The 25363-nt window shown below is 64.9% G+C and carries 23 protein-coding genes, 2 rRNA genes and 2 pseudogenes (1 of these 27 running past the window's edge); 10 read left to right on the top strand and 17 right to left on the bottom strand.

Features of this window, described 5'->3' with window-relative positions; all coding sequences use genetic code 11:
* Nucleotides 1-30 precede the first annotated feature (30 nt).
* From AB8P05_RS29390 to AB8P05_RS29340, 11 genes are all read right to left on the bottom strand, one after another.
* Nucleotides 31-831, bottom strand: a complete 801-nt coding sequence (locus AB8P05_RS29390; RefSeq protein ID WP_472761936.1) for an AAA family ATPase — start codon at nucleotides 829-831, stop codon at nucleotides 31-33.
* Between the two features lie 84 nt (nucleotides 832-915).
* On the bottom strand, nucleotides 916-1956 hold the full coding sequence (locus AB8P05_RS29385; RefSeq protein WP_472761935.1) for an aliphatic amidase: 1041 nt from the start codon (nucleotides 1954-1956) through the stop codon (nucleotides 916-918).
* Nucleotides 1957-2087: 131 nt separating this feature from the next.
* Nucleotides 2088-2783, bottom strand: a complete 696-nt coding sequence (gene urtE / locus AB8P05_RS29380) for an urea ABC transporter ATP-binding subunit UrtE (protein WP_472761934.1) — start codon at nucleotides 2781-2783, stop codon at nucleotides 2088-2090.
* Nucleotides 2776-3525: an urea ABC transporter ATP-binding protein UrtD gene (gene urtD, locus AB8P05_RS29375; protein WP_472761933.1), complete on the bottom strand. Its 750-nt coding sequence runs from the start codon at nucleotides 3523-3525 to the stop codon at nucleotides 2776-2778. The genes urtE and urtD overlap by 8 nt, the downstream gene beginning before the upstream one ends.
* Nucleotides 3526-3539: 14 nt before the next feature.
* Entirely contained in the window at nucleotides 3540-4667 is a 1128-nt protein-coding gene (gene urtC, locus AB8P05_RS29370) for an urea ABC transporter permease subunit UrtC (protein ID WP_472761932.1), read from the bottom strand.
* Between the two features lie 133 nt (nucleotides 4668-4800).
* Nucleotides 4801-5670, bottom strand: coding sequence for an urea ABC transporter permease subunit UrtB (gene urtB / locus AB8P05_RS29365; protein WP_455176418.1), 870 nt, complete (start codon nucleotides 5668-5670; stop codon nucleotides 4801-4803).
* 56 nt (nucleotides 5671-5726) lie between these two features.
* A complete protein-coding gene (locus AB8P05_RS29360; protein WP_455176417.1) occupies nucleotides 5727-6974 on the bottom strand; it encodes a transporter substrate-binding protein in 1248 nt (415 codons plus the stop codon).
* 537 nt (nucleotides 6975-7511) lie between these two features.
* Complete coding sequence (locus AB8P05_RS29355; protein ID WP_455176416.1) at nucleotides 7512-8117, bottom strand: ANTAR domain-containing response regulator; 606 nt, start codon at nucleotides 8115-8117, stop codon at nucleotides 7512-7514.
* A 22-nt stretch (nucleotides 8118-8139) separates the two neighbouring features.
* Entirely contained in the window at nucleotides 8140-9309 is a 1170-nt protein-coding gene (locus AB8P05_RS29350) for a transporter substrate-binding domain-containing protein (protein WP_472762005.1), read from the bottom strand.
* A 300-nt stretch (nucleotides 9310-9609) separates the two neighbouring features.
* Nucleotides 9610-10038 carry a transposase gene (locus AB8P05_RS29345; protein WP_472761931.1) on the bottom strand — a complete coding sequence of 143 codons (429 nt, stop codon included), beginning with the start codon at nucleotides 10036-10038 and terminating at the stop codon, nucleotides 9610-9612.
* A 10-nt stretch (nucleotides 10039-10048) separates the two neighbouring features.
* Complete coding sequence (locus tag AB8P05_RS29340) at nucleotides 10049-10393, bottom strand: hypothetical protein (RefSeq protein ID WP_472761930.1); 345 nt, start codon at nucleotides 10391-10393, stop codon at nucleotides 10049-10051.
* Nucleotides 10394-10553: 160 nt separating this feature from the next.
* On the opposite strand from AB8P05_RS29340, the gene AB8P05_RS29335 reads away from it, so the two are divergent.
* The 8 genes from AB8P05_RS29335 to AB8P05_RS29300 all read left to right on the top strand — a co-directional run bounded on the left by AB8P05_RS29335 (nucleotide 10554) and on the right by AB8P05_RS29300 (nucleotide 19993).
* A complete protein-coding gene (locus tag AB8P05_RS29335; protein ID WP_472761929.1) occupies nucleotides 10554-11747 on the top strand; it encodes an efflux RND transporter periplasmic adaptor subunit in 1194 nt (397 codons plus the stop codon).
* 12 nt (nucleotides 11748-11759) lie between these two features.
* On the top strand, nucleotides 11760-14957 hold the full coding sequence (locus AB8P05_RS29330; protein ID WP_472761928.1) for an efflux RND transporter permease subunit: 3198 nt from the start codon (nucleotides 11760-11762) through the stop codon (nucleotides 14955-14957).
* 4 nt (nucleotides 14958-14961) lie between these two features.
* Nucleotides 14962-15258, top strand: a complete 297-nt coding sequence (locus AB8P05_RS29325) for a hypothetical protein (RefSeq protein ID WP_472761927.1) — start codon at nucleotides 14962-14964, stop codon at nucleotides 15256-15258.
* A 352-nt stretch (nucleotides 15259-15610) separates the two neighbouring features.
* A complete protein-coding gene (locus tag AB8P05_RS29320; protein ID WP_462620159.1) occupies nucleotides 15611-16684 on the top strand; it encodes an ABC transporter substrate-binding protein in 1074 nt (357 codons plus the stop codon).
* Between the two features lie 65 nt (nucleotides 16685-16749).
* On the top strand, nucleotides 16750-17643 hold the full coding sequence (locus AB8P05_RS29315; RefSeq protein ID WP_472761926.1) for a branched-chain amino acid ABC transporter permease: 894 nt from the start codon (nucleotides 16750-16752) through the stop codon (nucleotides 17641-17643).
* Nucleotides 17636-18526 carry a branched-chain amino acid ABC transporter permease gene (locus tag AB8P05_RS29310; RefSeq protein WP_472761925.1) on the top strand — a complete coding sequence of 297 codons (891 nt, stop codon included), beginning with the start codon at nucleotides 17636-17638 and terminating at the stop codon, nucleotides 18524-18526. Before AB8P05_RS29315 ends, AB8P05_RS29310 begins: the two co-directional genes overlap by 8 nt.
* A complete protein-coding gene (locus AB8P05_RS29305; RefSeq protein WP_472761924.1) occupies nucleotides 18519-19277 on the top strand; it encodes an ABC transporter ATP-binding protein in 759 nt (252 codons plus the stop codon). Before AB8P05_RS29310 ends, AB8P05_RS29305 begins: the two co-directional genes overlap by 8 nt.
* The gene (locus AB8P05_RS29300; RefSeq protein WP_472761923.1) at nucleotides 19274-19993 is read left to right on the top strand and encodes an ABC transporter ATP-binding protein; all 720 of its coding nucleotides are present in this window, start codon (nucleotides 19274-19276) and stop codon (nucleotides 19991-19993) included. The genes AB8P05_RS29305 and AB8P05_RS29300 overlap by 4 nt, the downstream gene beginning before the upstream one ends.
* A 182-nt stretch (nucleotides 19994-20175) precedes the next feature.
* On the opposite strand, the gene AB8P05_RS29295 is transcribed toward AB8P05_RS29300, so the two are convergent.
* From AB8P05_RS29295 to AB8P05_RS29280, 4 genes and pseudogenes are all read right to left on the bottom strand, one after another.
* Nucleotides 20176-20637, bottom strand: a complete 462-nt coding sequence (locus tag AB8P05_RS29295) for an Lrp/AsnC ligand binding domain-containing protein (RefSeq protein WP_455176447.1) — start codon at nucleotides 20635-20637, stop codon at nucleotides 20176-20178.
* Between the two features lie 474 nt (nucleotides 20638-21111).
* Nucleotides 21112-21549 (bottom strand): annotated as a pseudogene (locus AB8P05_RS29290) (MFS transporter); the annotation flags it as partial.
* A 107-nt stretch (nucleotides 21550-21656) separates the two neighbouring features.
* On the bottom strand, nucleotides 21657-22076 hold the full coding sequence (locus tag AB8P05_RS29285) for a DUF1330 domain-containing protein (RefSeq protein WP_472761922.1): 420 nt from the start codon (nucleotides 22074-22076) through the stop codon (nucleotides 21657-21659).
* A gap of 3 nt (nucleotides 22077-22079) precedes the next feature.
* A complete protein-coding gene (locus AB8P05_RS29280) occupies nucleotides 22080-22889 on the bottom strand; it encodes a crotonase/enoyl-CoA hydratase family protein (protein WP_472761921.1) in 810 nt (269 codons plus the stop codon).
* 86 nt (nucleotides 22890-22975) lie between these two features.
* Between AB8P05_RS29280 and AB8P05_RS29275 the strand changes: the two genes are divergently transcribed.
* Together AB8P05_RS29275 and AB8P05_RS29270 are read left to right on the top strand one after the other, a co-directional pair.
* The gene (locus AB8P05_RS29275) at nucleotides 22976-23575 is read left to right on the top strand and encodes a TetR/AcrR family transcriptional regulator (RefSeq protein WP_472762004.1); all 600 of its coding nucleotides are present in this window, start codon (nucleotides 22976-22978) and stop codon (nucleotides 23573-23575) included.
* Nucleotides 23576-23742: 167 nt separating this feature from the next.
* Nucleotides 23743-23949, top strand: a pseudogene (locus AB8P05_RS29270) (IS110 family transposase); the annotation flags it as partial.
* A gap of 457 nt (nucleotides 23950-24406) precedes the next feature.
* Here AB8P05_RS29270 and rrf read toward each other — a convergent pair.
* Nucleotides 24407-24522, bottom strand: a 5S ribosomal RNA gene (gene rrf, locus AB8P05_RS29265).
* A 130-nt stretch (nucleotides 24523-24652) separates the two neighbouring features.
* Nucleotides 24653-25363, bottom strand: a 23S ribosomal RNA gene (locus AB8P05_RS29260); it runs 2034 nt beyond the window's last position.

Raw genomic sequence — 25363 nt, 5'->3', positions numbered from 1 at the left:
TCTCCGGTCCTCTCCCCGAACAGGGACGGGTCAGGCAATCGCCGCCGACACGGCGGCGGAGAAGGCGTCCCGCACGTCGGCGTCGTCGGTGATCGGCAGCACCAGCGCGATCCGGCAGGCGGTCTCCAGTGGAATCCCCTGCGCCACCAGCCGGGCGGCATGGATCAGCATGCGGGTGGAAACCCCCTCCTGCAGTCCATGGCCCTTCAGGTTGCGCGAGCTTGCGGCGATGCGGACCAGCAAGGCCGCGGTGCCGGCGGCGACGCCGGATTCATGGGCGACGATCTCCGCCTCCACTGTGGCGGCGGGATAGCCGAACTCGATGGCGGCGAAGCGCTGCTTGGTCGATTCCTTCAGATCCTTCAGGACGCTCTGGTAGCCGGGGTTGTAGGAGATCACCAGCTGGAAGTCCGCATGCGCTTGGACCAGTTCGTTGCGCTTCTCCAGCGGCAGGATGCGGCGGGCGTCGGTCAGCGGGTGGATGACGACGGTGGTGTCCTGGCGGGCTTCGACGATCTCGTCGAGATAACAGATGGCGCCGTGCCGCACCGCCTGGGTCAGCGGCCCGTCGTGCCAGACGGTGCCGCCGGGGTCGAGCAGGAAGCGCCCGACCAGATCCGATGCGGTCATGTCCTCGTGGCAGGCCACCGTCACCAGCGGCCGGCGGAGCCGCCACGCCATATGCTCGATGAAACGGGTCTTGCCGCACCCGGTGGGACCCTTCAGCATCATCGGCATGCGCGCCGCATAGGCGGCCTCGAACAGGGCCACCTCCCCGGCGACCGGCCGGTAATAGGGCTCCTCCGGAATCCGGTGTGCATCCAGCGCCATCGGCGCGTCTCCTTATCGTTGGTCTCGCTCCGGAGGGATGCGGCGGGCATCTCCCGACCCCCGCCGCGCCTTCATCCCGGCCCCTCAGCGATGCAGGGCGGTTTCCGGGTTGGGGATGCCGTCGATGGGGCATTCCTCGGTGCCGACGGTGCCGCGGGTCATCGCCTCGACCCGCGCGCGGGTGCCTTCCGGATCGTTGACCCAGTCATGGTAGAAGCTGTAGGCGCAGGCCGCCTCGCCCTTCGAATCCTCGCCGGAGTTGATCTTGCCGGTGTAGCCGCGGTGGACCAGCTTGAAGAGGTGGTTCTGCGACTGCATGTTCTTGCGTGCGTCACGGATCAGCGAGGTGGAGAGTTGGGCGTACTGGATGCCGTTCTCCTCGGTGCCGCACTCGCCCAGCGTCCGGCCGTCGAAGCCGATGATGGCGGAATGGCCGAAATAGGAATAGACCCCGTCGAAGCCGGCGGCGTTCGCCACCGCGACATAGGTGTTGTTGGCCCAGGCCATCGCCTTGGACATGATGACCTGCTGTTCCTTGGCCGGATACATGTAGCCCTGGCAGCGGATGATCAGTTCGGCACCCTTCATGGCGCAGTCGCGCCAGATCTCCGGATAGTTGCCGTCGTCGCAGATGATCAGGCTGATCTTCAACCCCTTCGGCCCGTCGGTGACGAAGGTGCAGTTGCCGGGATACCAGCCTTCGATCGGCACCCAGGGCATGATCTTGCGGTATTTCTGAACGATCTCACCCTTGTCGTTCATCAGGATCAGCGTGTTGTAGGGCGCCTTGTGCGGATGCTCCTCATGCCGCTCGCCGGTCAGGGAGAAGACGCCCCAGACCTTGGCCTTGCGGCAGGCGTCGGCGAAAATCTCGGTCTCGTCGCCGGGGATCGACGAGGCGGTCTCGTACATTTCCTTGGAGTCGTACATGATTCCGTGAGTCGAATATTCCGGGAAGATCACCAGATCCATGCCCGGCAGGCCGACCTTCATGCCCTGGACCATCTCAGCGATCCTGCGGGCGTTGTCGAGGACTTCGGCCTTGTTGTGCAGGCGCGGCATCTTGTAGTTCACGACCGCGACGCCGACGGTGTCCTTGCTGCTGGAAATATCGCCGTGCAACATGGTGCGTTTCCTTCTTGGTCTGTGGATGGCTTGGTCTGTAGAGGGACAAGGAGAGGGCGTCCCGTCCCGGTGCGAGGCGGGACGGCGAACCCGTGCTTCGGGGTTGAGAGGAATGGGACCGGAACAGTGGCCTAGACGGCCATGTGCCGGTGCACCAGATCGTCGGTCAGGCTCTCCGTCGGCCCATGGGCGGCGACCCGCCCCTTGTCGAGCATCAGGAAGAGGTCGGAGGCCTGCCGGGCGAACGTCACATTCTGTTCGACCAGCAGGACGGTGATGCCGTATTGGCGGTTCAGGGTCATGATCACGCCCTGGATCTGTTCGACGATGTTGGGCTGGATGCCCTCGGTCGGCTCGTCGAGCAGCAGGACCTGCGGATTTGCCGCCAGCGCCCGCGCGATCGCCAGCTGCTGCTGCTGGCCGCCGGACAGGTCCCCGCCCTTCCGGTTCAGATTGTCCCGCAGATAGGGGAACATCTCGAACACCAGGGGCGGGATCTCGCGCCTGCCATCCGGACGGGCAAAGGTGCCCATCAGGATGTTCTCACGGATGGTGAATTTGCCGATGATGCCGCGTCCCTGCGGGACATAGCCGATGCCGAGGCCGGCGCGGCGGTGGGTCGGCTCGCTCCGGATGTCGCTGCCGCCCAGCCCGATCCAGCCGGTGACCCGATCGGTGAGACCCATGATGGTCCGCATCAGTGTGGTCTTCCCCACCCCGTTGCGGCCCAGCACGCTGAGCAGACTGCCCCTGGGCACCGCGAAGCTGACATTCTGCAACACCGGGCTGCTGCCGTAGAAGGAGTAGACGTCGGTCATGTCAAGCATGGGAGATGCCCCCGCTTCCAAGATAGGCCTCGCGCACCTTGGGATCGTTCTCCACATGGTGGATCGATCCTTCCGAAAGGCGCTTGCCCTGGTGCAGCACGGTGATGGTCTCGGCGATCTCGCGGACGAAGCCCATGTCGTGCTCGACCACGATCAGCGTGTGCCTGCCGCGCAGCCGCTGGAAGATGCGCGAGGTCTTGCCGGTCTCCTGGATGGTCATGCCGGCGGTCGGCTCGTCCATCAGGATCAGGGCGCTGTCCTGGACCAGCAGCATGGCGATCTCCAGCCATTGCGTCTGGCCATGCGACAGGAAGGCGGCCCTGGTGTCCAGTTCGTCGGCCAGTTCGACGAGTTCCAGCACCTCGGCGATGCGCCGGTTGAGGCGGAGGCCGGGGAACAGGCGGATGGTCCGGGCCGGGCCGGGATGCCGGGAATGCGCCACCTCCAGATTTTCGCGCACCGTCAGCTCCTTGAACACGCTGGGCACCTGGAACTTGCGGCCCACCCCGTGGCGGGCGCGCCGGTATTCCGGCGCATGGGTGATGTCCTGCCCATCGAGCAGGATGCGCCCGCCGGTCGGCTGGGTGCGGCCGCAGATCAGGTCCAGGGTGGTAGACTTGCCAGCGCCGTTGGCACCCAGCAGGCAGCGCAACTCGCCGCGCTCGACCGCCAGATCCAGGCCGTTGACCGCCTTGAAGCCATCGAAGCTGACTTCCAGGCCATGGAGTTCGAGATAAGGCATGCCGGTCGTCTCCTTCAGCTCAGCGTGCGGCCGGCATGCGGCGCATCGGCAAGGCCGGCGTTCGGCTTGGGCTCGGCCGGACGGGTCAGGCGGTCCGACAGGATGCCGATCAGGCTCGACAACCCGTTGGGCAGGAAGACCACGACTAGGATGAACATGCCGCCGAGGATGAGCTGCCAAGTGTCGAGGAAGCTCTCGGACAGGCTGCCCTGCATGAAGTTGACCAGGATGGCGCCGATGGCGGCGCCTATCAGCGAGCCGCGCCCGCCGACCGCCGCCCAGATCACCATCGACAGGCTGAGCGACACCCCCATGAAGGTGGGCGAGGCGAATTCCAGCACCATGGCGTAGAGCATGCCCGCCAGCCCGGCCATGCCGGCCGACACCGCGAAGGCAAGCGACTGATAAGCGGCGACGTCGTAGCCGAAGAAGCGCACCCGGTCGGCGTCGTTGCGGATGGCCTGGAGGATCAGCCCGGCCTTGCTGCGGGTGAAGGCGAGGCCGAGCAGCAGGCACAGCGACAGCGCCCCGGCGGACAGATAGTAGAAGGCCGGGCTGTAGGGATCGAAGGTGATGCTGCCGACCTCCAGCCACGCCAGATCGGTGATGCCGTTGAAGCCGCCGGTGTAGGCCTGCTGGTCGATGAACAGCAGATTGACCACCGCCAGCATGGCGAGCGTGATGATGGCGACATAGACCCCGGCGATCCGCGCCCGGAACATGAAGGATCCCAGCAGCAGCGCCACCACCACCGGAACCAGGATGCCGGCCAGCACCGCGAACAGGCTGGAATGGAAGGGCTGCCAGAACCAGGGCAGGTGATCGAGGTTGTTCCACACCATGAAGTCCGGCAGGCCGGCCGACCCGGTGTGGACCGGGCTGGTCTTCAGCTTCAGATGCATGGCGACGGCATAGGCGCCGATGCCGAAGCTGACCCCCTGCCCCAGATTGAGGATGCCGGCATAGCCCCAGCTCAAGGCCAGCGCGGCAGCGGCGAGGCCGAGCGCCAGATAGCGGGCGAACTTGTTCAAGAGGAAGGCGTCGGTGACGAAACTGGGAACCGCCAGGATGACGGCGCAGAACAGCAGATAGACTGCAAGCTGGGCATAGGGCTTGCTGCGCGACAGGGTCGATTTCGACATAAGCGGGCTCCGGGCGACGGGACCGACCGGGGAACTGGCCCGGTTTTGGAGATCGGGTTGGCTGAAATCAGGTTGGCCTAGGTTGGCGGGCCGGTCGTCGGGGAACTGGACACTGGTCATCGCCTTGTCCCCCTCACCGTCGCCGCTGGTCGACGAACAGGCCCTGCGGACGGAAGCGGACCAGGACCACCACCGCCAGGAAGACCAGCGCCTTGGCCAGCGTGTCGTTCAGCAGGAAGGCGATGCCCGCGGTGCCGCTGCCGAGCAGCCCCGAACTGACCACCGTGCCGATCAGACTGCCGACGCCGCCGACCACCACCACCATGAAGGCATCGACCACGAAGTTGGTGCCCATGTCCGGTGCCACGCTCTTGATCGGCGCCACCAGCGCGCCGGCCAGCCCGGCAAGGCCGGAGCCGAAGGCGAAGGTCAGGCTGTAGACCCTGGCGCTGTTGATGCCGTAGCAGCTGGCCATCTCGCGGTTCTGGGTGACGGCGCGCAGCTTCATGCCGAACTCGGTCCGCTGGATGACGAACCAGGTCAGCGCCAGCAGGGCGGCGGTCAGCGCCAGGATGAACAGGCGGTAGCTGGGGACGCCGACCCCGGCGATGTCGATGCTGCCGGACAGGAACTCCGGCGTCTGGACATAGCGCAGCTCGGCCCCGGCGGACAGGCGCACCGCCTGCTGCAGCATGATGCCGATGCCCCAGGTCGCCAGGATGGTGTCGAGCGGCCGGTGGTAGAGGAAGCGGACAACCGTGCTCTCGACCACCCAGCCGGCCGCCGCCACCATGAAGAACACCAGCAGCAGGCACGGAATCAGCGGCAGGCCGAACTGCGACTGGAGGAACCAGGTTCCGTAGGCGCCCAGCATGACGAACTCGCCATGGGCGAGGTTGATGACCCCCATCGCGCCGTAGATGATCGCAAGCCCTAGCGCCACCAGCAGCAGGATCGAAGCGATGCTGAGCCCGGTGAAGAGTTGACCGAAGAAGATATCCATAAGCCCCTCCGACGGGGACGGCGTCAGGCGACGCCCTCCCCTGCCCGTTCCATTGCTCACGCACCCTTCAGGCCGTCCTTGGTGCAGCTCTGGCCCGGATAGGCCCAATAGGGTTCCGGCTTCACCCAATCCGACGATTGCTGGATGACCTTGAACTGGCCATCAGCCTGGGCCTGGCCGATCTTCGGCCACAGGTAGCAGTGCAGGTTGTCGCCATCGACCTTCACCCTGCCCTGCGGCGCCATGATCTCCAGCCCCGCCGTGGCATCGCGGACGGCGATGGGGGTGATGTCGCCCTTGCCGATCTTCTCGACCGCTTTGCGGAACAGGTGCATCTGGAAATACGCCGCCTCGGACACGAAGTGCGTCACCGAATCCTTGCCGAAGCGCTTCCGGTAGTTCTCGACGAAGACCTCGTTCTCCTTGGACTGGTGGCCCATGAAGTACGGGGCGGAGGTGAAGTGGCCGGCGGCATACTCGCCGCCCATCGCCGCGATCTCCACCTCCGAGGTGGTCAGGCTGGCCATCGGCATCCTGTCCGGACTGAACCCAGCCGCCTTGTACTGCTTGTGCAGCGCGATCACGCTGTCGCCGACCACGGTGGAGAAGATCACGTCCGGCTTGGTCTCGCGGAACTTGTTCAGCACCGAGCCGAACTCCGAATGGCCGAGGGGCACGTACTCCTCGCCGACCACCTCGCCGCCCAGCTCCTTCAGCAGGATCTTGCAGACGTTGTTCTCTTCCTTGGGATAGATGTAGTTGGAGCCGATCAGATAGAACTTCTTGCCGAAGGTCTTGACCAGCCAGGGAATGAACTCCTTCTGCTGCTGGTTGGGCACCGCCCCGGTGTACATGACGTTCTTCGAGCACTCGCGGCCCTCATAGAGCGTCGGGTACCAGTAGAGGTTCTTGCGCTTCTCGAAGACCGGCAGCACCGCCTTGCGCGAGGCGGAGGTGTAGGAGCCGAAGACGCTGACGCACTTGTCGTTCAGCACCAGCTTGTTGGCCTTGTCGGCGAAGGTGGCGGGGTCGGAAGCCGGATCCTCGACGACGGCGGTCAGTTTCATCCCGTTGATGCCGCCGGCGGCGTTGATCTCGTCGATCGCCATCAGCGTGGCGTTGTGCATCGACTTCTCGACGACCGCGGTGGTGCCGGTCAGCGAAAAGAGGACGCCGACCCTGATCTCGCCGTTGGCGGCCCAGGCGACACCGCTGTCCTTTATCCAGATGTGCGGGAAGCCGACCGATCCGGCTACCCCGGCGACGGCCGTCGATTTCAGAAAATTACGCCGTGTGAAGGTCATGACGTGTTTCCTCCTCGTTTGCCTGTTTTTGCTGGTTCTTCGGCATGGACAGGAGAACGCACAAAAAAAGCCCCACCCAGGCCGGCGGCCTGCTGGGGCTTCATTGCCTCGGCGCAACTCCCGGCGTCATCGGCGGGGCGCACCTGGTGCGTTCTCAAGTTGTATGATCTGATTTTAAAATATTCAACGAATAGTGGTGCTGGCTATGCAGTATTGTTCTTGCCGGCCCTGAATGGATCAGGCGCCGGATAAAAGAGGTCGTTGCGCGACAAGAGGTTCGTCGCGTCGGCCCGAAGGATTGAACAGTCAGACTTATTCCTGCACAAATCTGCCCATCGGCCTCCCTCGCATTGGTGGTGCCGGAGTGCGCGTCGGTACGTTAGGTTCAAACACAAAAAAACCCCAACAAGGCTTTCACACCTTCAGGGGCTTCATCGCCTGCCCGTCGATCCGACATCATTGGCGGACGCGAGCGATTTGCTTCACTTGCTCAGTAAGATGCACACTGCGCCGCCTCATCGTCAATATCAAAAATGATCAGCGAGTCGGATTTTCCGCCATCAGCATTTCGCTTGCGTCGATGATCGCGGCGGCGACCGCCTCGATGGTCGTCCGTCGGGCCATGGCGCGTTCACGGATGAAGCGGTAGGCCTCCTCCTCGGTGATGCGCCGCTGCTCGATCAGGATCGCCTTGGCCTTGCTCACCTTCTTGATGCCGTCCAGGCGCTGCTCGACCTTCTGGAGGCGCTTGCGCATGCCGCGCTCCCCCTCCGCGGCACGGTGGGCCATGAACATGGTGGTCAGCAGGCCGAAGGCGCGGATCGGCTTACTGACGAAGCCCCGCACCCCGTAATCGACCAGGGCCTTCAGCACGGTCGGGCTCTCGTAATCGAGCACGGCGACGATGGGCGGCCCGTCGTCGGAGGTGGACCAGGACAGCCGTCCCTGTCCCGACAGCAGTTGGGTCATGTCGAGGAAGATCAGGTCGACGCCGCTGGGGCGGTCCTTGGGCGGCGGCCATTCGCACCGGGCCTGGCAGCCGATGCGGTGGAGCTGGCGCAGCAGCTCCTCCGCCTCGGCGTCCTGCGGGTGGATGACCACCACGCGAAAGGAACGGATGTCGCGGAGCAGGTTGATCGACATGCGGCATTTGCCCCGTTTGCTGTCAGACCGTGGCCTGCCGCCGCCAGCGGATGCCCGCCTCGTCGGCAGCGTTGTGATCCACCAGATAAGGATCGGGCTTCATCGCCACCGGCGATTCCGCGACGATCTCGAACCGGCCATCCGCATCGACCCGGCCGACGCGCGGCCACAGGTAGGTGTGGTTGTTGTCGGGATCGATCCGCACCCGCCCCTGGGGCGCATCGAACTCCTGCCCGAATATCGCCTCGCGCAGCCGGTCGGTGTCCATGCAGTTGGCGATGCGCAAGGCCTGGGCGAACAGGTGGACCTGGAAATAGGCGGCCTCGCACGACGCGTTGGTCCGCTCATGCATCCCGAACCGGTCGCGGTAGCGGGCGACGAAGCGGCGGTTCGCCTCGCTGTCGATGGAATCGAAATAGGGAGCGGCAGTGACGTGCCCGCGCGAGGCGGCGATGCCGATGTCGCTGATTTCCGCCTCGCTGGTGGTCAGGCTGGCGATCGGCATCCGCGCCGGATCGAACCCCGCCTCGGCATAGGCATGGTAGAGATGGGCTGTGGCGGCGCCGACCACCGTGGAGAAGATGAAGTCCGGCTCCTTGCGCCGGATGTCGCGGATGACCGGAGCGAACGCCTTCTGCGTCGCATTCAGCGGCAGGTACTTCTCGGCTAGGATCTTGCCCGACCGCTGGAGCACCAGCTCCCGCATGATCCGGCTGGACTCATAGGGATAGATGTAGTCCGACCCCACCATGTAGACGCGGCTGCCATACTCCCGCGTCAGATAGTCGGCCAGTTGCCGGCCGTTCTGGTTGGGGGCGGCGCCCGTGTAGATGACGTTGCGCGAGCATTCGAACCCCTCGTAGAGAGTCGAATAGAGCAGCAGCCCGTTGCGCCGCTCCACCACCGGCAGGATCGCCTTGCGCGTGCTCGACATGTAGCAGCCGAACAGGACGCTAACCCGCTCCTCGGTCATCAGCCGCTCGGCGAGAGCCGCGAACACCGCCGGATCGGATTGCGGATCCTGGACGATCGGCAGGATCTCCCGGCCGTTGACCCCGCCGCCGGCATTGATCTCCTCGATCGCCATCAGTGTGCCCTGGAGCTGGGTGCGTTCGATTCCCGCCGTGACCCCGGTCTGCGAGAACAGCACGCCGACTCTCCACGGTTCACCGGTCTTGGGGGTACAATCCATCTGCATCCACCTCTTCGTCGCACTCACGCCGTAACCCGCGCCCATACCAACCAGTGGCCAACTGGAGGCCTTCCGGTTGGAATTCAGACAAAAAAAGCCCCAATCAGGGCGGCCTGCCCGGATTGGAGCCCCATTGCTCCGGCCCGCTCCATCACGTCGGGCCCCCTGCTGATACCCAGCTGCGGCCCACCGGCGTGACGTCGGACAGATATAGACTTGCATATTATGACAAGGACGGATTGTTTGGCGACTCCTGTTTTGCACGGGTCCGCGGGTTCCGGGAGTGATGGCCGCCCTCCGTCAGGGTGACAGGCGACGGGTTGGGCGGCCACAGCAGGACGGAGTCGACACCCATCCAGCGGCAGAGCACTGGCCAAGTGCCGGCATAGCTTCCGTGCTGCCGACCAGCAGCTCCACAGCGCCGCCAGATGATACCGGCTCCGAAGGGAGGCACAGGGTCTGGGTGCGACGGCTGAGGGTGGAATGGTCGGGGACGGCAAGCTCCACGCCAACCAGACGGACGATGGAGCCGTCCAGGCCTTCGGTTCGGCGCAACGGCAGGCGGAGCACGGCGCGCAAGGTCAAGGCTGTCGTGATCGCCGGATCCGAGTAGAGGCGCTGCCCGCCGGGCGTGGTCCGCATCTCCGCCCGCCAGCGCGCGACCGCCTGCAACCTGAACCAGACCGCCGACCTGCCACGCCGGAACGACTCACGCCAACCTGACAACACCCTCTGGACGTTACCATGGGACGCAAGATTCGATAGACGATGCCAAATTTTTAATCTTAAAGTTATGCGCGATGCCAGTGTCCATCACCTCGACCGCTTTGCGCACAAGCTCATTAGGCGGTTTGTCTATGTTTGCCGTCATCCGAATAAGCGTTTGATTTTGCCTGTTTTGCGCGTTTCCACCGCACACAGAATACGCTTTTGACAAATTGGCGGACAGATCGCCTAGATCCGTTTTAGTCGTGGCGTTATGGAACAAATTGCAGTTCTTGCGCGCCTGCTGCCTCGCGGGAGGAAACGGCACCAGCAAACAGAACACGTCCAACTGGAAAGGATTCATGATGATGAATGTCATCACCACCAAGGGCGGGACGAAGATTGCGAACCGTGAATGGGGCAAAGGGCGTCCAGTTCTGTTCTCCCACGGCCGGCCGCTGTCGTTACGACCCCGGGATCAGCCTCTCAATGGGTGGGGGAGTACCATGATTGCAGCAATGGCTCGCAAGGCTTCCCCGGTGGGATCACAGGCAGTCGGCATCGGCAAATTGCTTCTGACCATCACCGCGACCGCCTTCCTGTGGCTGACCGGCGCAAATAACGAGGGTCCAAGCCCGGCCTATGCCCAGGTGGCCGGGGCTGGCGCACCGCCGGTGACGGTCAGCCGGCCATTGCGCAAGGACATTGTCGAGTGGGATGAATTCACAGGCCAGTTCCAGGCCGTGGACTCCGTAGGGATCCGCGCCCGGGTCAGCGGCTATCTCGATTCCGTCAACTTCCGTGACGGCCAGATGGTCAAGGCCGGTGACCTGCTGTTCGTCATCGACCCACGCCCCTTCGAGGCGACGCTCGCCTCGGTCCGGGCCGAATTGCAGCAGGCCGAAGCCAAGCTGGAACTGTCGAACCGCCAGTTGGCCCGTGCGGCCGAGCTGCGGCGCAGCGACAATGTTGCCGCCAGCGTCTTCGATGAGCGAAACCAGCAGGTCCGCGTCGATGCCGCCGGGGTCGAGGTCGCCAAGGCCGCCGTCCGCACGGCCGAACTGAACCTCAGCTTCACACGTATCCTGGCGCCGCTTGCGGGGCGCATCAGCCGGCGGGAGGTCAGCGTGGGCAATCTGATCGCCGGCGGCGAGGCCGGCGCGGCGACGCCGCTGACCACCATCGTCTCCCTCGACCCGATCTACTTCACCTTCGACATGAGCGAGGCCGACTTCCTCGCCTATGTCCGTGCCGCGCAGAACGGGACCTTGCGGTCGCAGCGCGACGGCGGCATCGAGGTCGAAGCCCGGCTGTTCGACGAGCGCGACTGGACGCTGAAGGGCACGCTCGATTTCGTCGACAACCGGGTGAATGCCGGGTCCGGCACCATCCGGGCGCGCGCCGTCTTCCGCAACCCCAACGGCGTCCTGACGCCCGGGCAGTTCGGGCGGCTGCGCCTGCCGGGGTCCGACCGCTACACCGCGACCCTGATCCCGGACCAGGCGGTGGTCAGCGACCAGGCCAACAAGATCGTGCTGACGGTATCCGACGACGGCACGGTGGTGCCCAAGCCGGTGCGGCTCGGGCCGATCGAAAACGGTCTGCGCATCGTTCGGTCCGGATTGGCGGACACCGACCGGGTGATCATCAACGGGCTGGTCCGCGCCCGGCCCGGCGCCAAGGTGACGCCGCAGGAGGGATCGATCGAGCCGCCAAAATCGCCGGCCGGGTGAGGGGCGACCGTCATGAACATCTCGCACTTCTTCATCAACCGGCCGATCTTCGCGGCCGTCCTGTCCATCGTCATCACCCTCATCGGCCTCTTTGCCTACCTGACCCTGCCCGTCGCGCAATATCCCGAGATCGCGCCGCCGACCATCGTGGTGAACACCACATATCCCGGCGCCTCGGCCCAGGTGGTTGCCGACACCGTCTCCGCTCCGATGGAGCAGGAGATCAACGGCGTCGAGAACATGCTCTACATGACCTCGCAGGCGACCAGCGACGGCCGTCTGCAACTGACCATCACCTTCAAGCTCGGCACCGATCTCGACACCGCCCAGGTGCTTGTGCAGAACCGCCTTGCCGTCGCCGAGCCGCGGCTGCCGGAAGAGGTGCGGCGCATCGGCGTGACCGTGCGCAAGAATTCGCCCGACATGCTGATGGTGATCCACCTGAATTCGCCGGGTGGGGAGCGCGACCAGCTCTACATGTCGAATTACGCGCTGTTGCAGATCAAGGACGTGCTGGCACGCCTGGACGGCGTCGGCGATGTGCAGGTCTTCGGTGCCCGCGATTATGCCATGCGCGTCTGGCTCGACCCCGACAAGGTGGCGGCACGCGGGCTCACCGCCGGAGACGTCGTCCGCGCCATCCAGGCGCAGAACGTCCAGGTGTCGGGCGGTGTCATCAACCAGCCGCCGGTTCCGACCCCCGGCGCGTTCCAGCTCAATGTCGAGACGCTGGGCCGCCTCACCGATGCGCGCGAATTCGGCAACATCATCGTGAAGACCGACGGCAGCGCCGTCACCCGCCTGCGCGACGTGGCCCGCGTCGAACTTGGCGCCCAGGACTATAATTTAAACGCCTATCTCGATCGCCAGTCCGCGGTGCCGCTGGTGGTCTTTCAACGGCCCGGCTCCAACGCTTTGGAGACCGCCGACCGCATCCTGACGACGATGGAAGACCTCTCCAAGGGCTTCCCCGCCGGCATGCGCTACGATGTCGTCTACAACCCCACGGAGTTCATCGCCCAGTCCGTCGAGGAGGTCTACAAGACGATCTACGAGGCCGTCATTCTCGTCGTCGTCGTCGTCATCCTGTTCCTCCAGTCCTGGCGCGCCTCCATTGTTCCTATTCTGGCCATTCCGGTGTCCCTGGTCGGCACCTTCGCCGTGCTGGCGGCACTGGGCTATTCGCTGAACACCCTGTCGCTGTTCGGTCTGGTGCTGGCGATCGGCATCGTGGTCGATGACGCCATCGTCGTGGTGGAGAATGTGGAGCGCTTCATCAGCCGCGGCATGAAGCCCAAGGATGCCGCGCACGAGACGATGAACGAGGTCGGCGGGGCGCTGATCGCCATCGCCCTGGTCCTGACCGCGGTGTTCGTTCCCGCCGCCCTGGTCAGCGGCATTTCCGGCCAGTTCTTCCGGCAGTTCGCGGTGACCATCGCGAGCGCCACGGTGATCTCCTGCCTGGTGTCGTTGACACTCAGCCCGGCGCTCTGCGCCCTGCTGTTCAAGCCCCACCAGGAAAACCCGCCCAAGCCGTCGCTGCCGATGCGGCCGGTCGCCGCCTTCTTCCGCGGTTTCAACGCCGGGTTCGAGCGGCTGTCCAACGGCTATGCCGGGCTGACGCGGCGGCTGGTGCGGCTGCCCTTCATCGTTCTGCCGGTCTATCTGCTGCTGCTCGGCGTGACCGGCTGGCAGTTCAACCGGGCGCCGACCGGCTTCATTCCCAACCAGGACCAGGGGTACCTGATCACCGTGATACAGCTGCCGCCGGGCTCTTCGCTCGCCCGGACGGACGAGGTGGTGCGCAAATCCGTGGACGTGCTGCTGAAGACCCCGGGGGTCATCCATGCCGTCCCCTTCGCCGGCTTCGACGGTGCCACCTTCACCAACGCGCCGAACGCCGGGGCGATCTTCGTGACCCTCGCCCCCTTCGAGGATCGCATCAGGGACGGCCATTCCGCCGACGCGGTTCTGGCCGATCTGAGACAGCGGCTGGCCTCCATCGAAGACGCCTTCATCATCACCATCCCGCCACCGCCGGTCCGCGGCATCGGCAATGCCGGAGGCTTCAAGATGATGGTGGAGGACAAGCGGGGCCGTGGCCTGCCGGCGCTCGACGCGGCGGTGACCGAGCTGTCCGCCGCGGCCAACAAAATCCCGGGGCTGGTCGGCGTGTTCACGCTGTTCAACACCAAGACGCCCAAGATCTACGCCGATATCGACCGCCAGAGGGCGGAGATGCTGGGGGTGACCGCCGATCAGGTGTTCGAGGCCTTGCAGATCTATGTTGGCTCGGCCTTCGTGAACGAGTTCAACCTGCTGGGTCGCACCTACCGGGTCACCGCGCAGGCCGATGGCCGTTTCCGCCAGAACCCGCATGACCTCGCCAACCTGAAGACGCGCAATGAGCGCGGCGAGATGGTTCCGATCGGTGCGGTGGCGGCATTGACCGACATCACCGGCCCCTACCGCGCCGCCCGCTACAACCTCTACCCGGCGGCGGAGCTGCAGGGCAACACGCTGCCCGGCTACTCCACCGGCTATGCCCTGGCCGCCATGGAGAAGGCCGCCGCGGAGGTGCTGCCCGACGGCTTCGGTTTCGAGTGGACGGAATTGGCCTATCAGGAAAAGGCCGCCGGAAACAGCGGCCTGATGGTCTTCGGGCTGTCGGTGCTGTTCGTCTTCCTGGTGCTGGCGGCCCAGTATGAGAGCTGGACCATGCCGCTGTCGGTCATCCTGATCGTGCCCATGTGCCTGCTGGCGGCGGTGACCGGCTTGATGATCCGCGGCATGGCGGTTGACATCCTGGCCCAGGTCGGCTTCGTCGTCCTGGTCGGTCTTGCCGCCAAGAACGCCATCCTCATCGTCGAGTTCGCCCGCCAGAACGAACTCTTCGAGGGGAAAAACCGCTTCGAGGCGGCGGTGGAGGCGGCACGCACACGGCTTCGTCCGATCCTGATGACCTCTCTCGCCTTCATTCTCGGCGTCGTGCCGCTGATGATCGCGCAGGGAGCCGGATCGGAGATGCGACAGACCCTGGGCACGGCGGTGTTCATGGGGATGCTGGGGGTGACCATCTTCGGCCTGATCTTCACCCCGGTGTTCTACACGGTCGTCCGCCGTCTCTTCAGCGGACCGCTGGCGGTCAACCAGCATCCTGGCGCAGCCGAAGAGGTCGGTCCGCAGGCGCAGCATCAGCCTGGGGAATGACGGCGTGTCTGGGCAACGCGGGGCTTGGATGCGACCTTGCTGCATCGAGGCCTTCGGTTGTGGCGTTCGGGGTATCGCGGTGGAAGGCCAGCCCTTCTCCCGGCTGACCAACCCCTCGCCCCAAAGGCGCAGCAGCGCCTCGCGCACCGACGTGCGGCCGACCCGGGTCGATGTCCTGGCCGTCGCAGTCAAGCCGCAGTTGGCCATGGCGGCGGCGCAGGACGTGCAGGCGCGACTTGGCGAACACAGTCTTGTGGTGTCGATCATGGCCGGCAAGACGCCGCCCGTGCCCGCGACCTGATAGGCCCTGCCATTCCCTCGTCCTGAGCCGGCATGCCTTCCCTTGGGACGTTGGAAAGCCCTCTTCGCCGCCCGGCGAAGGGGGCATTTTTGTCGATGCGCCGTCCGATTCCCAATGCAGTCCCAAAGCGGCCGGGCATGTCGCCGGCCATACCGGTCACCACCGGAAAAATCACGGACAATCCGGAATTCTCCTTAAAAAATAAGGATTTCTTGCAATAAATCTGGATACAAATGCGGTTTTCGCACCGTTACCCTTACATACGCGACACACATACCGGTCGCACCTGAAATCAAAAAAACAGGGGGCATCCGTGTTTTCTTCATTTATGAAGAATAGTCTTTCATTCGCCATGGCTCTTATATGCACCGTGCAGGTTTCATCGGCACGGGCCGAGACGGCTTTGATCGGTGCGGTGATTCCGCTGTCCGGCGCCAGTGCGACCATCGGTGCCGACCAACTGCGCGGCATCGAGATCGCCACCGACGAGGTGAACGCGGCCGGCGGCGTGCTCGGCCAGCCGTTCAAGGTGATCGTCGAGGATTCCGGCGGCCGTCCTCCCTCCGCACTCGACGCCGCGCGCAAGCTGGTCACGGTCAACGGCGTACCGCTGGTGATCGGCGAATATTCGTCGGGCAACACACTGCCCATCGGTCAGTATCTGGTGCAGCAGAAGCGCGTGCACCTCAACCCGGCCAGCACCAGCGGCCTGCTGCGGGATCTCGGCGAGGGGCATTTCAGCCTCGTCGGCCTCGATCACGTCACCACCAGGTTCGCCGCCGACGACATCCTGGCGCAGGGCTGGCGCAAGGCGGTGATCATCGCCCCCAACAACGCCTTCGGCCAGGGCGTGATCGAGCAGTTCACCAAGCATTTCAAGGCGTCCGGCGGTCAGGTGCTCGCCTCCATCGCCTATCCGGAGGGGCAGACCACCTACCGCCGCGAGTTACAGCAGCTGGCGCAGGCCAAGCCCGACGTCTTCGTCTACTCCGCCTACAGCCGCGAGGGCGCGGTGATCAACCGCGAGGCCTTCGAACTCGGCCTCAACGAAACGCCCTGGTATGGCTATCTGCTGTCGATGTCCACCGCCGACAGCGAGGCGAAGACGAAGCAGGGCCAATTCGGCCTCGAAGTCAACTACATCGGCCCGAACGGCGGCGCCTACCAGCAGGCTTACCGCAAGAAATACGGCGAGGATTTCCGCACCACCTGGAGCGGCTATACCTACGACGCCGTGAAGCTCGCCGCCGCCGCCATCAACCGTGCCGGCAGCACGGATCCCGCCGCCGTCGCCTCGGCCCTGAAGGAGATCGGCAAGGGCTATGAGGGTGCCACCGGTCAGATCACCTTCGACGAGAACCGGATGCGCACCAACCAGCCCTACCTGAAGATGAAGGTGGACGGCGGCAAGCTCGTGCTCCGCTGAGCGCGCCGGGACCGGCTGCCGCGGCGGCCGGTCCCCTTCAGGAATGCACGAGGGGTCATCTCACGATGGTACAATTCGTCTCCGACGTCCTGATCAGGACCGTCGACCTCGCCCTGATCGCTGTGGGGCTGAGCTGCGTCTACTCGCTGATCCGTTTCCCGAACATCGCGCTTGTGCAGTATGCGGTGGCCGGTTCCTTCCTCGCCCTGCTGCTGCAACGGGCCGGGCTGCCGCTGCCGGCCGCCGGTGCGGCGGCCTGCCTGCTGGTCGGCTGCCTCGCCGTGCTGCTGAACGTCACCGTGTTCGAGCGGCTTCTCGTCTCCGGTTCGGCCATCGCCATGGTCGGTTCGCTGGCCGTCACCATGATCCTGTCGGCCGTGTTCCTGGTCGTCTTCGGACCGGACTCGCAACGCTTCGCGCTGGACAGCCATCCGGTGGTCCGCGTGGCGGACGCGCGTCTCACGGTGCACCAGCTGTCCGCCATGGCGCTGACCGCCGGCGCCGTCGCGACGCTGGCGCTGCTGCTGTTCCGCACCACGCTCGGCCGGTCCATGCGGGCAACCGCCACCAACCGCGTGCTGGCCGCCGCAACCGGCATCGATCCGCGCCTCGTCACCAACATCGTGGTATTCCTCAGCGGCGTGCTGGCTGCTCTCGGCGGCATCGGACTGGCGCTGAAGGGCGAGATGAACATCCAGCTCGGCATGGACGTGCTGCTGCCGGTGTTCGCCGCCGCCATCCTGGGCGGCCTGGGCAACGCGCTGGGCGCCGTCGCCGGTGCAATGGTCATCGCCACCGCCGAGACGCTGGTCACCAACGTGAATTTCGGCCCGCTGGTCGGCGAGACGCTGCTGTTCCTGCCCGCCAGCTACGCCACCGCGATGTCGTTTCTGATCCTGGTGGCCACCCTGCTGGTTCGCCCGCACGGCCTGTTCGTCAGCGAGGTGAAGCGTGTTTGAGTTTTTGCTGCATGTCGCTACCATGGCCTGCCTGTTCGGCCTGCTAACGCTCAGCCTCAACCTCCAGGTCGGGTTCGCCGGGCTGGTGAATTTCGGCCACATCGTCCTGTTCGGCTGCGGCACCTATGGCGCCGCCATCGCCTTCGCCAACCAATGGGGAGCGCTGGCCGGCCTGCTGCTGGGCTGCACGGCGGCGGCGCTGCTCGGTCTGGCCTTCGCGCGGCTCGGGCGCAACCTCGGTGCCGACTATTGGGGCATCGCCACGCTGTCGATCGCCGAGATCCTGCGCACCTTCGCCACCAACGAACAGTGGCTGACCGGTGGCGCCCAGGGCATCCACGGCCTGCCGATGTTGTTCGGCTCCTGGCCGCAGCCCTGGAGTCAGATCGGTGCGCTGGCGCTCTGTGCCGGCCTGCTGCTGGCCTTCCGCGCGCTGTGCCAGCGCCTGATCGACGGACGCTACGGACTGGCGCTGAAGCTGCTGCGCGAGGAACCGCAGCTGGCCTCCTCGCTCGGCTACGACCTCGCGGCGCTGCGGCGCACGCCCCTGGTGATCGGCGGCGTGATCGCTGCGGTCGCCGGATTCCTGTTCGCCCACTACGCCACCTTCGTTGGGCCTGACCAGCTGGTCAGCTCGGAAACCTTCCTGATCTGGGCCATGCTGATCGTCGGCGGCCTGGGCAACACCCTGGGGGCGGTGGCCGGCGCCTTCCTGATGCAGTTCCTGCTGGCCTATGTCCCCTTCGTGAAGGACGCGTTCGGGCTGCCGTCGGAGTTCGTCGCGGCGATGCGCCTCACGCTGGTCGGCGGCGGGCTGCTGGCCTTCCTGCTCTGGCGCACCCAGGGCCTGATTCCCGAGCGCATCGGAGGCCGCCATGCATGAGACCATCCTGTCGACCGAGCTGATCGCCAAGTCCTTCGGTGCGCACCGCGTGCTCGACGGCGTATCGCTGTCGATTGCCAAGGGGGAGATCGTCGGTCTGCTCGGCCCCAACGGGTCGGGGAAGAGCACGCTCCTGAACATCCTGTCCGGCTTCACGCCGAGCGACGACGGCGCGGTCACCGTCGACGGACATGACGTCACCGGCCTGCCGCCGCATGCCATCGCGCGGCTTGGACTCGTGCGGACCTTCCAGCTGCCGTCCATGCCGCATCGGATGACGGTGCGCGAGGTGCTTCAGGCCGGCTGCCGGCGGGAGGCGGGCCTGGGCGGCGCCTTGCGGCGCTGGCGCCCGGACGCCGAGGTGCGGGCGCTGCTCGACCAGTTCCTGCTGACCCCAGTGCAGGACAAGCCGGCCAGCGCACTTTCCGGCGGGCAGAAGAAGCTGCTGTCCATCGCCACCGCCCTGCGCAGCCGGCCGAAGCTTCTGTGCCTGGACGAGCCGACGGCCGGCGTCCACCCGCACCTGCGGGTGCGCATGGTGGAGCTGCTGAAGGAGGTCAACGCGCAGGGCGTCACCATCCTGGTGGTGGAGCACGACATGGAGTTCATCCGCGAGCTTTGCAGCCGTTGCGTAGTGCTCGATCGCGGCGCGCTGATCGCCGACTGCGCTCCGCACGAGCTGGTCGAGAATGCACGGGTGGTCGAGGCCTATCTCGGCAAGGCGGTGGAAAAGGGGAAGCTGACGGCATGATCGAAGTCCGCAACGTGCGCGCCGGCTATGGCGATGGCGCCGACATCCTGAACGGACTCTCGCTGGACGCGGCATCCGGCGAGATCGTCACCATCCTGGGGCCGAATGGCTGCGGCAAGTCCACGCTGCTCAAATGCATCGCCGGCTTCCTGGCCCCGCGTGCCGGCAGCATCGCCATCGATGGCGCGGATGTCGGCGCCCTGCCCGTTCACCGGAAGGTGCGCGACTACGGCGTCGGCTTCGTGCCACAGACCGACAACGTCTTCGCGACGCTGAGCGTCGCCGAGAATGTGCGGCTCGGCGCCCGCCATCTGCCGCGCGCGGAGCGCGAAAGCCGCTTCGACATGCTGATGCGCCAGTATCCGACATTGGCCGCCAAGCAGAACCGAAAGGCATCGGCCCTGTCGGGAGGCGAGCGGCAGATCCTGTCGCTGGTGCGGGCGCTGATCGCCGGGCCGAAGATCCTGCTGCTGGACGAGCCGTCGGCCGGCCTGTCGCCCCTGATGATGCACGAGGTGTTCGATGCCATCGCCGCGATCCGGGACGACACCGGCGTGTGCATCGTGATGGTGGAGCAGAACGCCTTCGAGGCGCTGGGCATCGCCGACCGCGCCTATGTGCTGTCGTTGGGCACGGTGGCAATGCAGGGCCGTGCCTCCAGCCTGCTGGCCGATCCCGCCATGCGGGAGCTTTACCTGGGCGGCGGCGCCCACTGATACCGCCGAGCGTAAGTTCCGACTTACGCTCGGCGGTAAGGGCCGCGACTGCGGCCCCGCAGGCCCATGCCTGCGAAGGCAAGCGGCCGGACGGCCGCGCCCGCCGTTTGAGGGCGAGCGTAAAGCCTGATGTGTCAGGCTTTACGCTCGATGATATGACACGGAACGGCGCGCCGCAGCCCTCAGAGCGGCAGCGGCGCGTCGTTCTTGATCTCTTCCATGACGGCATAGGTGCGGGTCTCGCGCACGCCGGGCAGCGGCAGCAGAACCTCGCCGAGAAAGCCGCGGTATGCGGCCATGTCGGCCACACGGGTCTTCACCAGATAGTCGAAACCACCTGCCACCATGTGGCATTCCAGCACCTCCGGCGCACGGCGGACAGCGGCTGTAAAGCGGTCGAACACGTCGTGGGTGGTCTTGTCCAGCAGCACCTCGACAAAAACAAGCAGACCGAAACCAAGACGCTGCGGCACCAGACGAGCGCCGAACCCCTGTATGTATCCCTCCTTCTGCAAGCGCTTCAATCGCTCGCCGGTGGAGGTGGGCGACAGTCCGACACGCTCGGCCAGTTCGACGGCTGCGATGCGGCCTTCCACCTGAAGGATGGACAGGATACGGCGGTCGATTTTGTCGATGTCGGACACGGTCTCGCCCCTAAAGCTGCGCCGACGTATATTATGACGTATATTTTCTCGTATAAAGTCATAAAGCGGCCGGGTGCGTTCAATGGCGAGGCAGCGCCCGGCGCATCTCGGCAAGGGTTCCGCGCCGGATCGCCATCCGGCAGGGATGGATCGCCTTCCATGCGCTCCGCTTGAAAGCAGGGCGGCGACATCCGCGGCTTGGGCATAGGAGCGCGCTTCGGCATCGGCAGAAGGAATGTTGCCGATGGGTTCGAGGAGGCTCTGGAAGGAGCCATAAATTGGTTCAGTGAAAATCCAATTGCTACAATGTTTTAGCGTGAATTCTGCGCGTGTTTTTGTTCACGCGTGACGGGAAGTCAGCTTCGCGGCGTTTGCGATTGTGACTCTGTGTCTTGCCAAGGCGCCTGAAATCGCCACCATCAGGCGCATCGGCAGCCCTCAGATGCGTGGTCGGCGCGGGCGGAGCTCCGCTTGACCTTCGGTTACGCCGCTCGTCACCGTGCCGACCGCCCTTCCCCGTTCGGCAGGCGTTGCCAGCGTCGCGGCGAAGGCGACCAGAACCTGCACCACGACGGCGAGTATGCCCATCGCGGCAAGGCCGGTGAATAGAACCCCCTGGGTTTTCGCTGACGCAACAGCGACCAACGCGGCGATCGACAAATGGCCTTGGTCAGTGACAAGCCGACGGTGGTCAAGTATATCACCGAGCGGAACAATGAAAATCAACCCTAGTGCATAGACAACCTGGGTCAGCGTCACAACAAGGCCGATCGCAGCGGGCGATGTTCCAAAATCTCTCGCGATAGCGTCGAGCAATGGCTGAGCGTAATAGATGCTTGCGACACTGAGGCCGGCGGCAACAGCTAACCCCTTTTGCGACAACGCTTCGAATCGTGAGCCTACGCCGGGCACCGCCGACGGCGCGAACACATCGCAAGGCTCCGCCGACGGTTCACAGCTGTGCCCAGCGTTTTTATCCAGCGCGGGTCGTGTCGACCTCCTTTACCATGCCGAGCCGTTTACCGAGCGAAGCCGGTTCCGGGTGGCAATGCGGAGAAGCGGATGAGCCGGCTGTCGGCAACACCCGCCTGACGGTGCGCCATCGCTTCGCGATAGCGTGGGTCGCGGAGCATCGCCACGAACGCCGCCGGACTGGGATACTCGGCGATGAAGGCGATGTTCCACGCCGTATCCGGCGGACCCACCAGGGAGAGCTCGAATCCCCCGCGCCACAGGATGCGCCCACCAAGCTCGGCTAGAACTGGCGCGCTCAGCCGGCTGTAGGCTTCATAGGCTTCAAGTCCCGTGGCGTCGCGACCATCCTCGTAGGCGGCCCGCCCATGCAGGCGGATGAGGTTGAGCATATGCACCGGGCCCGGCCGATCAGCGGCCACGAACGCCTCGAACACCTGCTTCGTGAAGCTGGTATAGCCTTCCATTGCTCAGTTCCTGACGGCAGAGGACCAGATGCCCGGATAGGCCGGCGCCCGCCGGGCGATCCATGCGTCCAGCCCCTCGCGCAGGTCGGAGGTTGGCGCCATCCGGGCGAACTGCTCGGCCTCGACAGCCAAGCCTTCGGCGATGGGCAGATTGATGCCCCGCGTGACCGCGGTGAGGATGGTGGCAACGGCGAGCGGCGAATGGACGAGGATGCGCTCCAGCAGCATCCGCGCCGCCGGCAACAGTTCCTCATGAGGAACGACCGCGTTGACGAGGCCCAGTTCCAGCGCCCGATCGGGCGAAAAGGTCTCGCCGGTGAGAAGCAACTGCATGGCGCGCTTGCGCCCGGCGAGCCTGGGCAGGCGCTGGGTGCCGCCGAAGGTGGGCGGCATCCCAAGGCGGATCTCGGGCTTGGCGAAGACGGCGCGCTCGCTGGCGATGGCGAGGGGGGCGGCTTCCGTCACCTCGCAGCCGCCGCCATAGGCGAGGCCGTTGACCGCCACCAGTATGGGTTTGCGGAAGGCCTCGATGCGGGCGGTGAGCCGCTGGCCGCGCGCCACGAAGTCACGAAGTGCCGCTTCGGGACTCTCCACCACGGAGCGTGAGAACTCGGGGATGTCGCCGCCGGCGGAGAAGGCGCGCCCTGTTCCGGTGAGGATCACCCCACGGACATGGTTGTCGCCCTCGATGTCGTCGAGAACCGCGAGCAAGGCGTCGATGGTTTCGTAATTGAGGGCGTTGAGCTTTTCCGGGCGGTTCAGCGTCAGCGTCGCGACCGCTCCGTCGATCTGCTTCAGGACACACTTGATCATGATCGTCTCCTCATCGTCGGTGAGGAGGGCAGGATGGCCGCCGTGACGGCTTGAGTATACTCACTGTACGGTATACTTTGGCCGTCGTGGCAAGACATGCAGACACGCGCGGACGGATCATCCAGGCGGCCTCCAAGCTCTTCTATGCGGAGGGGATCGGCCGCGTCAGTGTCGATGCCATCGCCGAGAAGGCGGGCATCACCAAGCGCACGCTCTACTATCATTTCGAAAGCAAGGATGACCTCGTCGCCGCCTATCTTGACGCGCGCGACCAGCCCAACCTGAAGCTGATGGCGAGCTGGTTCGCCGGCGCCGAAGGCGGGGCGGCGGAGAAGGTTGCAGCCATCTTCGCCAGCCTCGCGCGCAACGCACGCCACCCGAAATGGAAGGGCTGCGGCTTCCTGCGGACCACGGCGGAACTGGCCGCCCTGCCGGGGCATCCCGCTGTGAAGATCGGCGCGCGTCACAAGAGCGCCTTCGCCTCATGGCTTGCGGACGAACTGGAGCTTGCGGGCTATAACAATCCGCAAGCCCTCGCACGCCAGATCCTGTTGCTGCTCGACGGCGCCTTCTCAGCATCGCTGGTGCACCGCGATGCCAGTTGGTTCGAAGAGGCCGGTCACGCCGCCCGTGCTTTGGTGGATGGCCATCCACGGAAACACGAGGACCAGCAGAGACAAGCCTGATCGCGCCAAGGCTCTCCCTTTCGCGATACTCCGATCCGCCTGGATCAGAGTATCCGCTTTGCCGCCCTTCCACGGATAAGTGAGATGATGTGGTGGACGGCCCTTCCACCTTCTGGGATCGGTGGCAAGCTAATGCAGTCGAAGAAACCAGCTCAGAGAGGCCGTCGATGGTAGAGGTGGTGACGATTGGTCTGGACTTGGCGAAGACTGTTTTCCAGGTCCATGGGATTGCCGCGAATGGAAAGATCCTGGTCCGTCGGCAATTGCGCCGTGCCGAGGTTCTGAAGGTCTTCCAGTGCGTGCCGCCATGCCTGGTCGGGATGGAGGCCTGTGGCACGGCGCATCACTGGGCTCGGGAGATCGCGGCGTTGGGGCCCAAGCGCTACCGAGCGCGATGAGGTGATTTGGGCGTCGATCCGCGGAATTCATCAAGGCCAGCAGCCAGCGGCTGCGACAACAGGCCGGACACATGGATGCATCCTTCTCGGCCAGTCAGCGCGGATTTCCCTCTTGCGCCGGAGGGGCCGTCCACACATGGTCCCCGTTTCCCGGACCGTCGGATAAGCTTGGTTCGCCCGATGAGCGTCGCCGGAGACGGGAGTTGATCGAGCCGACGCATCCGCGACTGTGTCGACCGCCCGGCCATACGAGCTGGGCCGTGCGAGCTGGTTTCCATCAGCCGGTCCAACGTCCAGCCGCAAATCCGTCCGGGAAGCGAGGACCATCCCAAACACCGAAACGCCCCGGCTCATGTGAACCGGGGCGTTTCTGATGGGGTGTGGGAAGATGCCAGCGTTTATGCTTCGTGTGAGCGTCTCTTGAGCCTGAGTGACCTGGCGGCGACCTACTCTCCCACGTCTTAAGACGCAGTACCATTGGCGCGGAGGCTTTTCACGGCCGAGTTCGGGATGGGATCGGGTGTTTGACACCTCGCCATGACCACCAGGTCACCGAGGCTCAAGACCGACGCTATCCGAAGCGTGTCGCTGTTCAGTGCAAGTGATGTGAGGATGTATCGAACTGCGGTGTGTGCGTCAAGCAGGCTTGCTGCTGCGCATGGCGCGGTTGTGTGGGGGTGAGATCAAGCCGATCGAGCGATTAGTAAGGCTTAGCTTCAGACATTGCTGCCCGTCCACATGCCTCCTATCGACGTGATGGTCTGTCACGGCTCTCAAGGGAGCTCTGGTTTAGAGGTGGGTTTCCCGCTTAGATGCTTTCAGCGGTTATCCCGTCCATACTTAGCTACCCGGCCATGCCACTGGCGTGACAACCGGTGCACCAGAGGTATGTCCATCCCGGTCCTCTCGTACTAGGGACAGATCCTCGCAAAACTCCGACACCCACGGCAGATAGGGACCGAACTGTCTCACGACGTTCTAAACCCAGCTCACGTACCACTTTAATCGGCGAACAGCCGAACCCTTGGGACCTGCTCCAGCCCCAGGATGTGATGAGCCGACATCGAGGTGCCAAACGACTCCGTCGATATGGACTCTTGGGAGTCATCAGCCTGTTATCCCCGGCGTACCTTTTATCCGTTGAGCGATGGCCCGTCCACGTGGAGCCACCGGATCACTATGGCCGACTTTCGTCTCTGCTCGACTTGTCAGTCTTGCAGTCAGGCGGGCTTATGCCATTGCACTCGACGAGCGATTTCCGACCGCTCTGAGCCCACCATCGCGCGCCTCCGTTACACTTTGGGAGGCGACCGCCCCAGTCAAACTACCCGCCATGCAGGGTCCCGGACCCGGATCACGGGCCACGGTTAGATGCCAGAGACTTCAAGGG

The sequence above is a fragment of the Azospirillum sp. VT-I1 genome (assembly GCF_055698305.1).
The sequence above is the reverse complement of the archived record's forward strand: the minus strand, read 5'-3'. Positions and strand labels throughout refer to the sequence as shown.

Bases quoted from the DNA above. Each gene is read 5' to 3' on its own strand.
- AB8P05_RS29385 (WP_472761935.1), bottom strand. From the start codon at position 1,956: ATGTTGCACGGCGATATTTCCAGCAGCAAGGACACCGTCGGCGTCGCG.
- urtD (WP_472761933.1), bottom strand. From the start codon at position 3,525: ATGCCTTATCTCGAACTCCATGGCCTGGAAGTCAGCTTCGATGGCTTC.
- urtB (WP_455176418.1), bottom strand. From the start codon at position 5,670: ATGGATATCTTCTTCGGTCAACTCTTCACCGGGCTCAGCATCGCTTCG.
- AB8P05_RS29300 (WP_472761923.1), top strand. From the start codon at position 19,274: ATGATCGAAGTCCGCAACGTGCGCGCCGGCTATGGCGATGGCGCCGAC.
- urtE (WP_472761934.1), bottom strand. From the start codon at position 2,783: ATGCTTGACATGACCGACGTCTACTCCTTCTACGGCAGCAGCCCGGTG.
- AB8P05_RS29280 (WP_472761921.1), bottom strand. From the start codon at position 22,889: ATGATCAAGTGTGTCCTGAAGCAGATCGACGGAGCGGTCGCGACGCTG.
- AB8P05_RS29330 (WP_472761928.1), top strand. From the start codon at position 11,760: ATGAACATCTCGCACTTCTTCATCAACCGGCCGATCTTCGCGGCCGTC.
- AB8P05_RS29340 (WP_472761930.1), bottom strand. From the start codon at position 10,393: ATGACATTCATCATCATGAATCCTTTCCAGTTGGACGTGTTCTGTTTG.
- AB8P05_RS29320 (WP_462620159.1), top strand. From the start codon at position 15,611: ATGGCTCTTATATGCACCGTGCAGGTTTCATCGGCACGGGCCGAGACG.
- AB8P05_RS29350 (WP_472762005.1), bottom strand. From the start codon at position 9,309: ATGGATTGTACCCCCAAGACCGGTGAACCGTGGAGAGTCGGCGTGCTG.
- AB8P05_RS29355 (WP_455176416.1), bottom strand. From the start codon at position 8,117: ATGTCGATCAACCTGCTCCGCGACATCCGTTCCTTTCGCGTGGTGGTC.
- AB8P05_RS29360 (WP_455176417.1), bottom strand. From the start codon at position 6,974: ATGACCTTCACACGGCGTAATTTTCTGAAATCGACGGCCGTCGCCGGG.
- AB8P05_RS29285 (WP_472761922.1), bottom strand. From the start codon at position 22,076: ATGGAAGGCTATACCAGCTTCACGAAGCAGGTGTTCGAGGCGTTCGTG.
- AB8P05_RS29305 (WP_472761924.1), top strand. From the start codon at position 18,519: ATGCATGAGACCATCCTGTCGACCGAGCTGATCGCCAAGTCCTTCGGT.
- AB8P05_RS29390 (WP_472761936.1), bottom strand. From the start codon at position 831: ATGGCGCTGGATGCACACCGGATTCCGGAGGAGCCCTATTACCGGCCG.
- AB8P05_RS29315 (WP_472761926.1), top strand. From the start codon at position 16,750: ATGGTACAATTCGTCTCCGACGTCCTGATCAGGACCGTCGACCTCGCC.
- urtC (WP_472761932.1), bottom strand. From the start codon at position 4,667: ATGTCGAAATCGACCCTGTCGCGCAGCAAGCCCTATGCCCAGCTTGCA.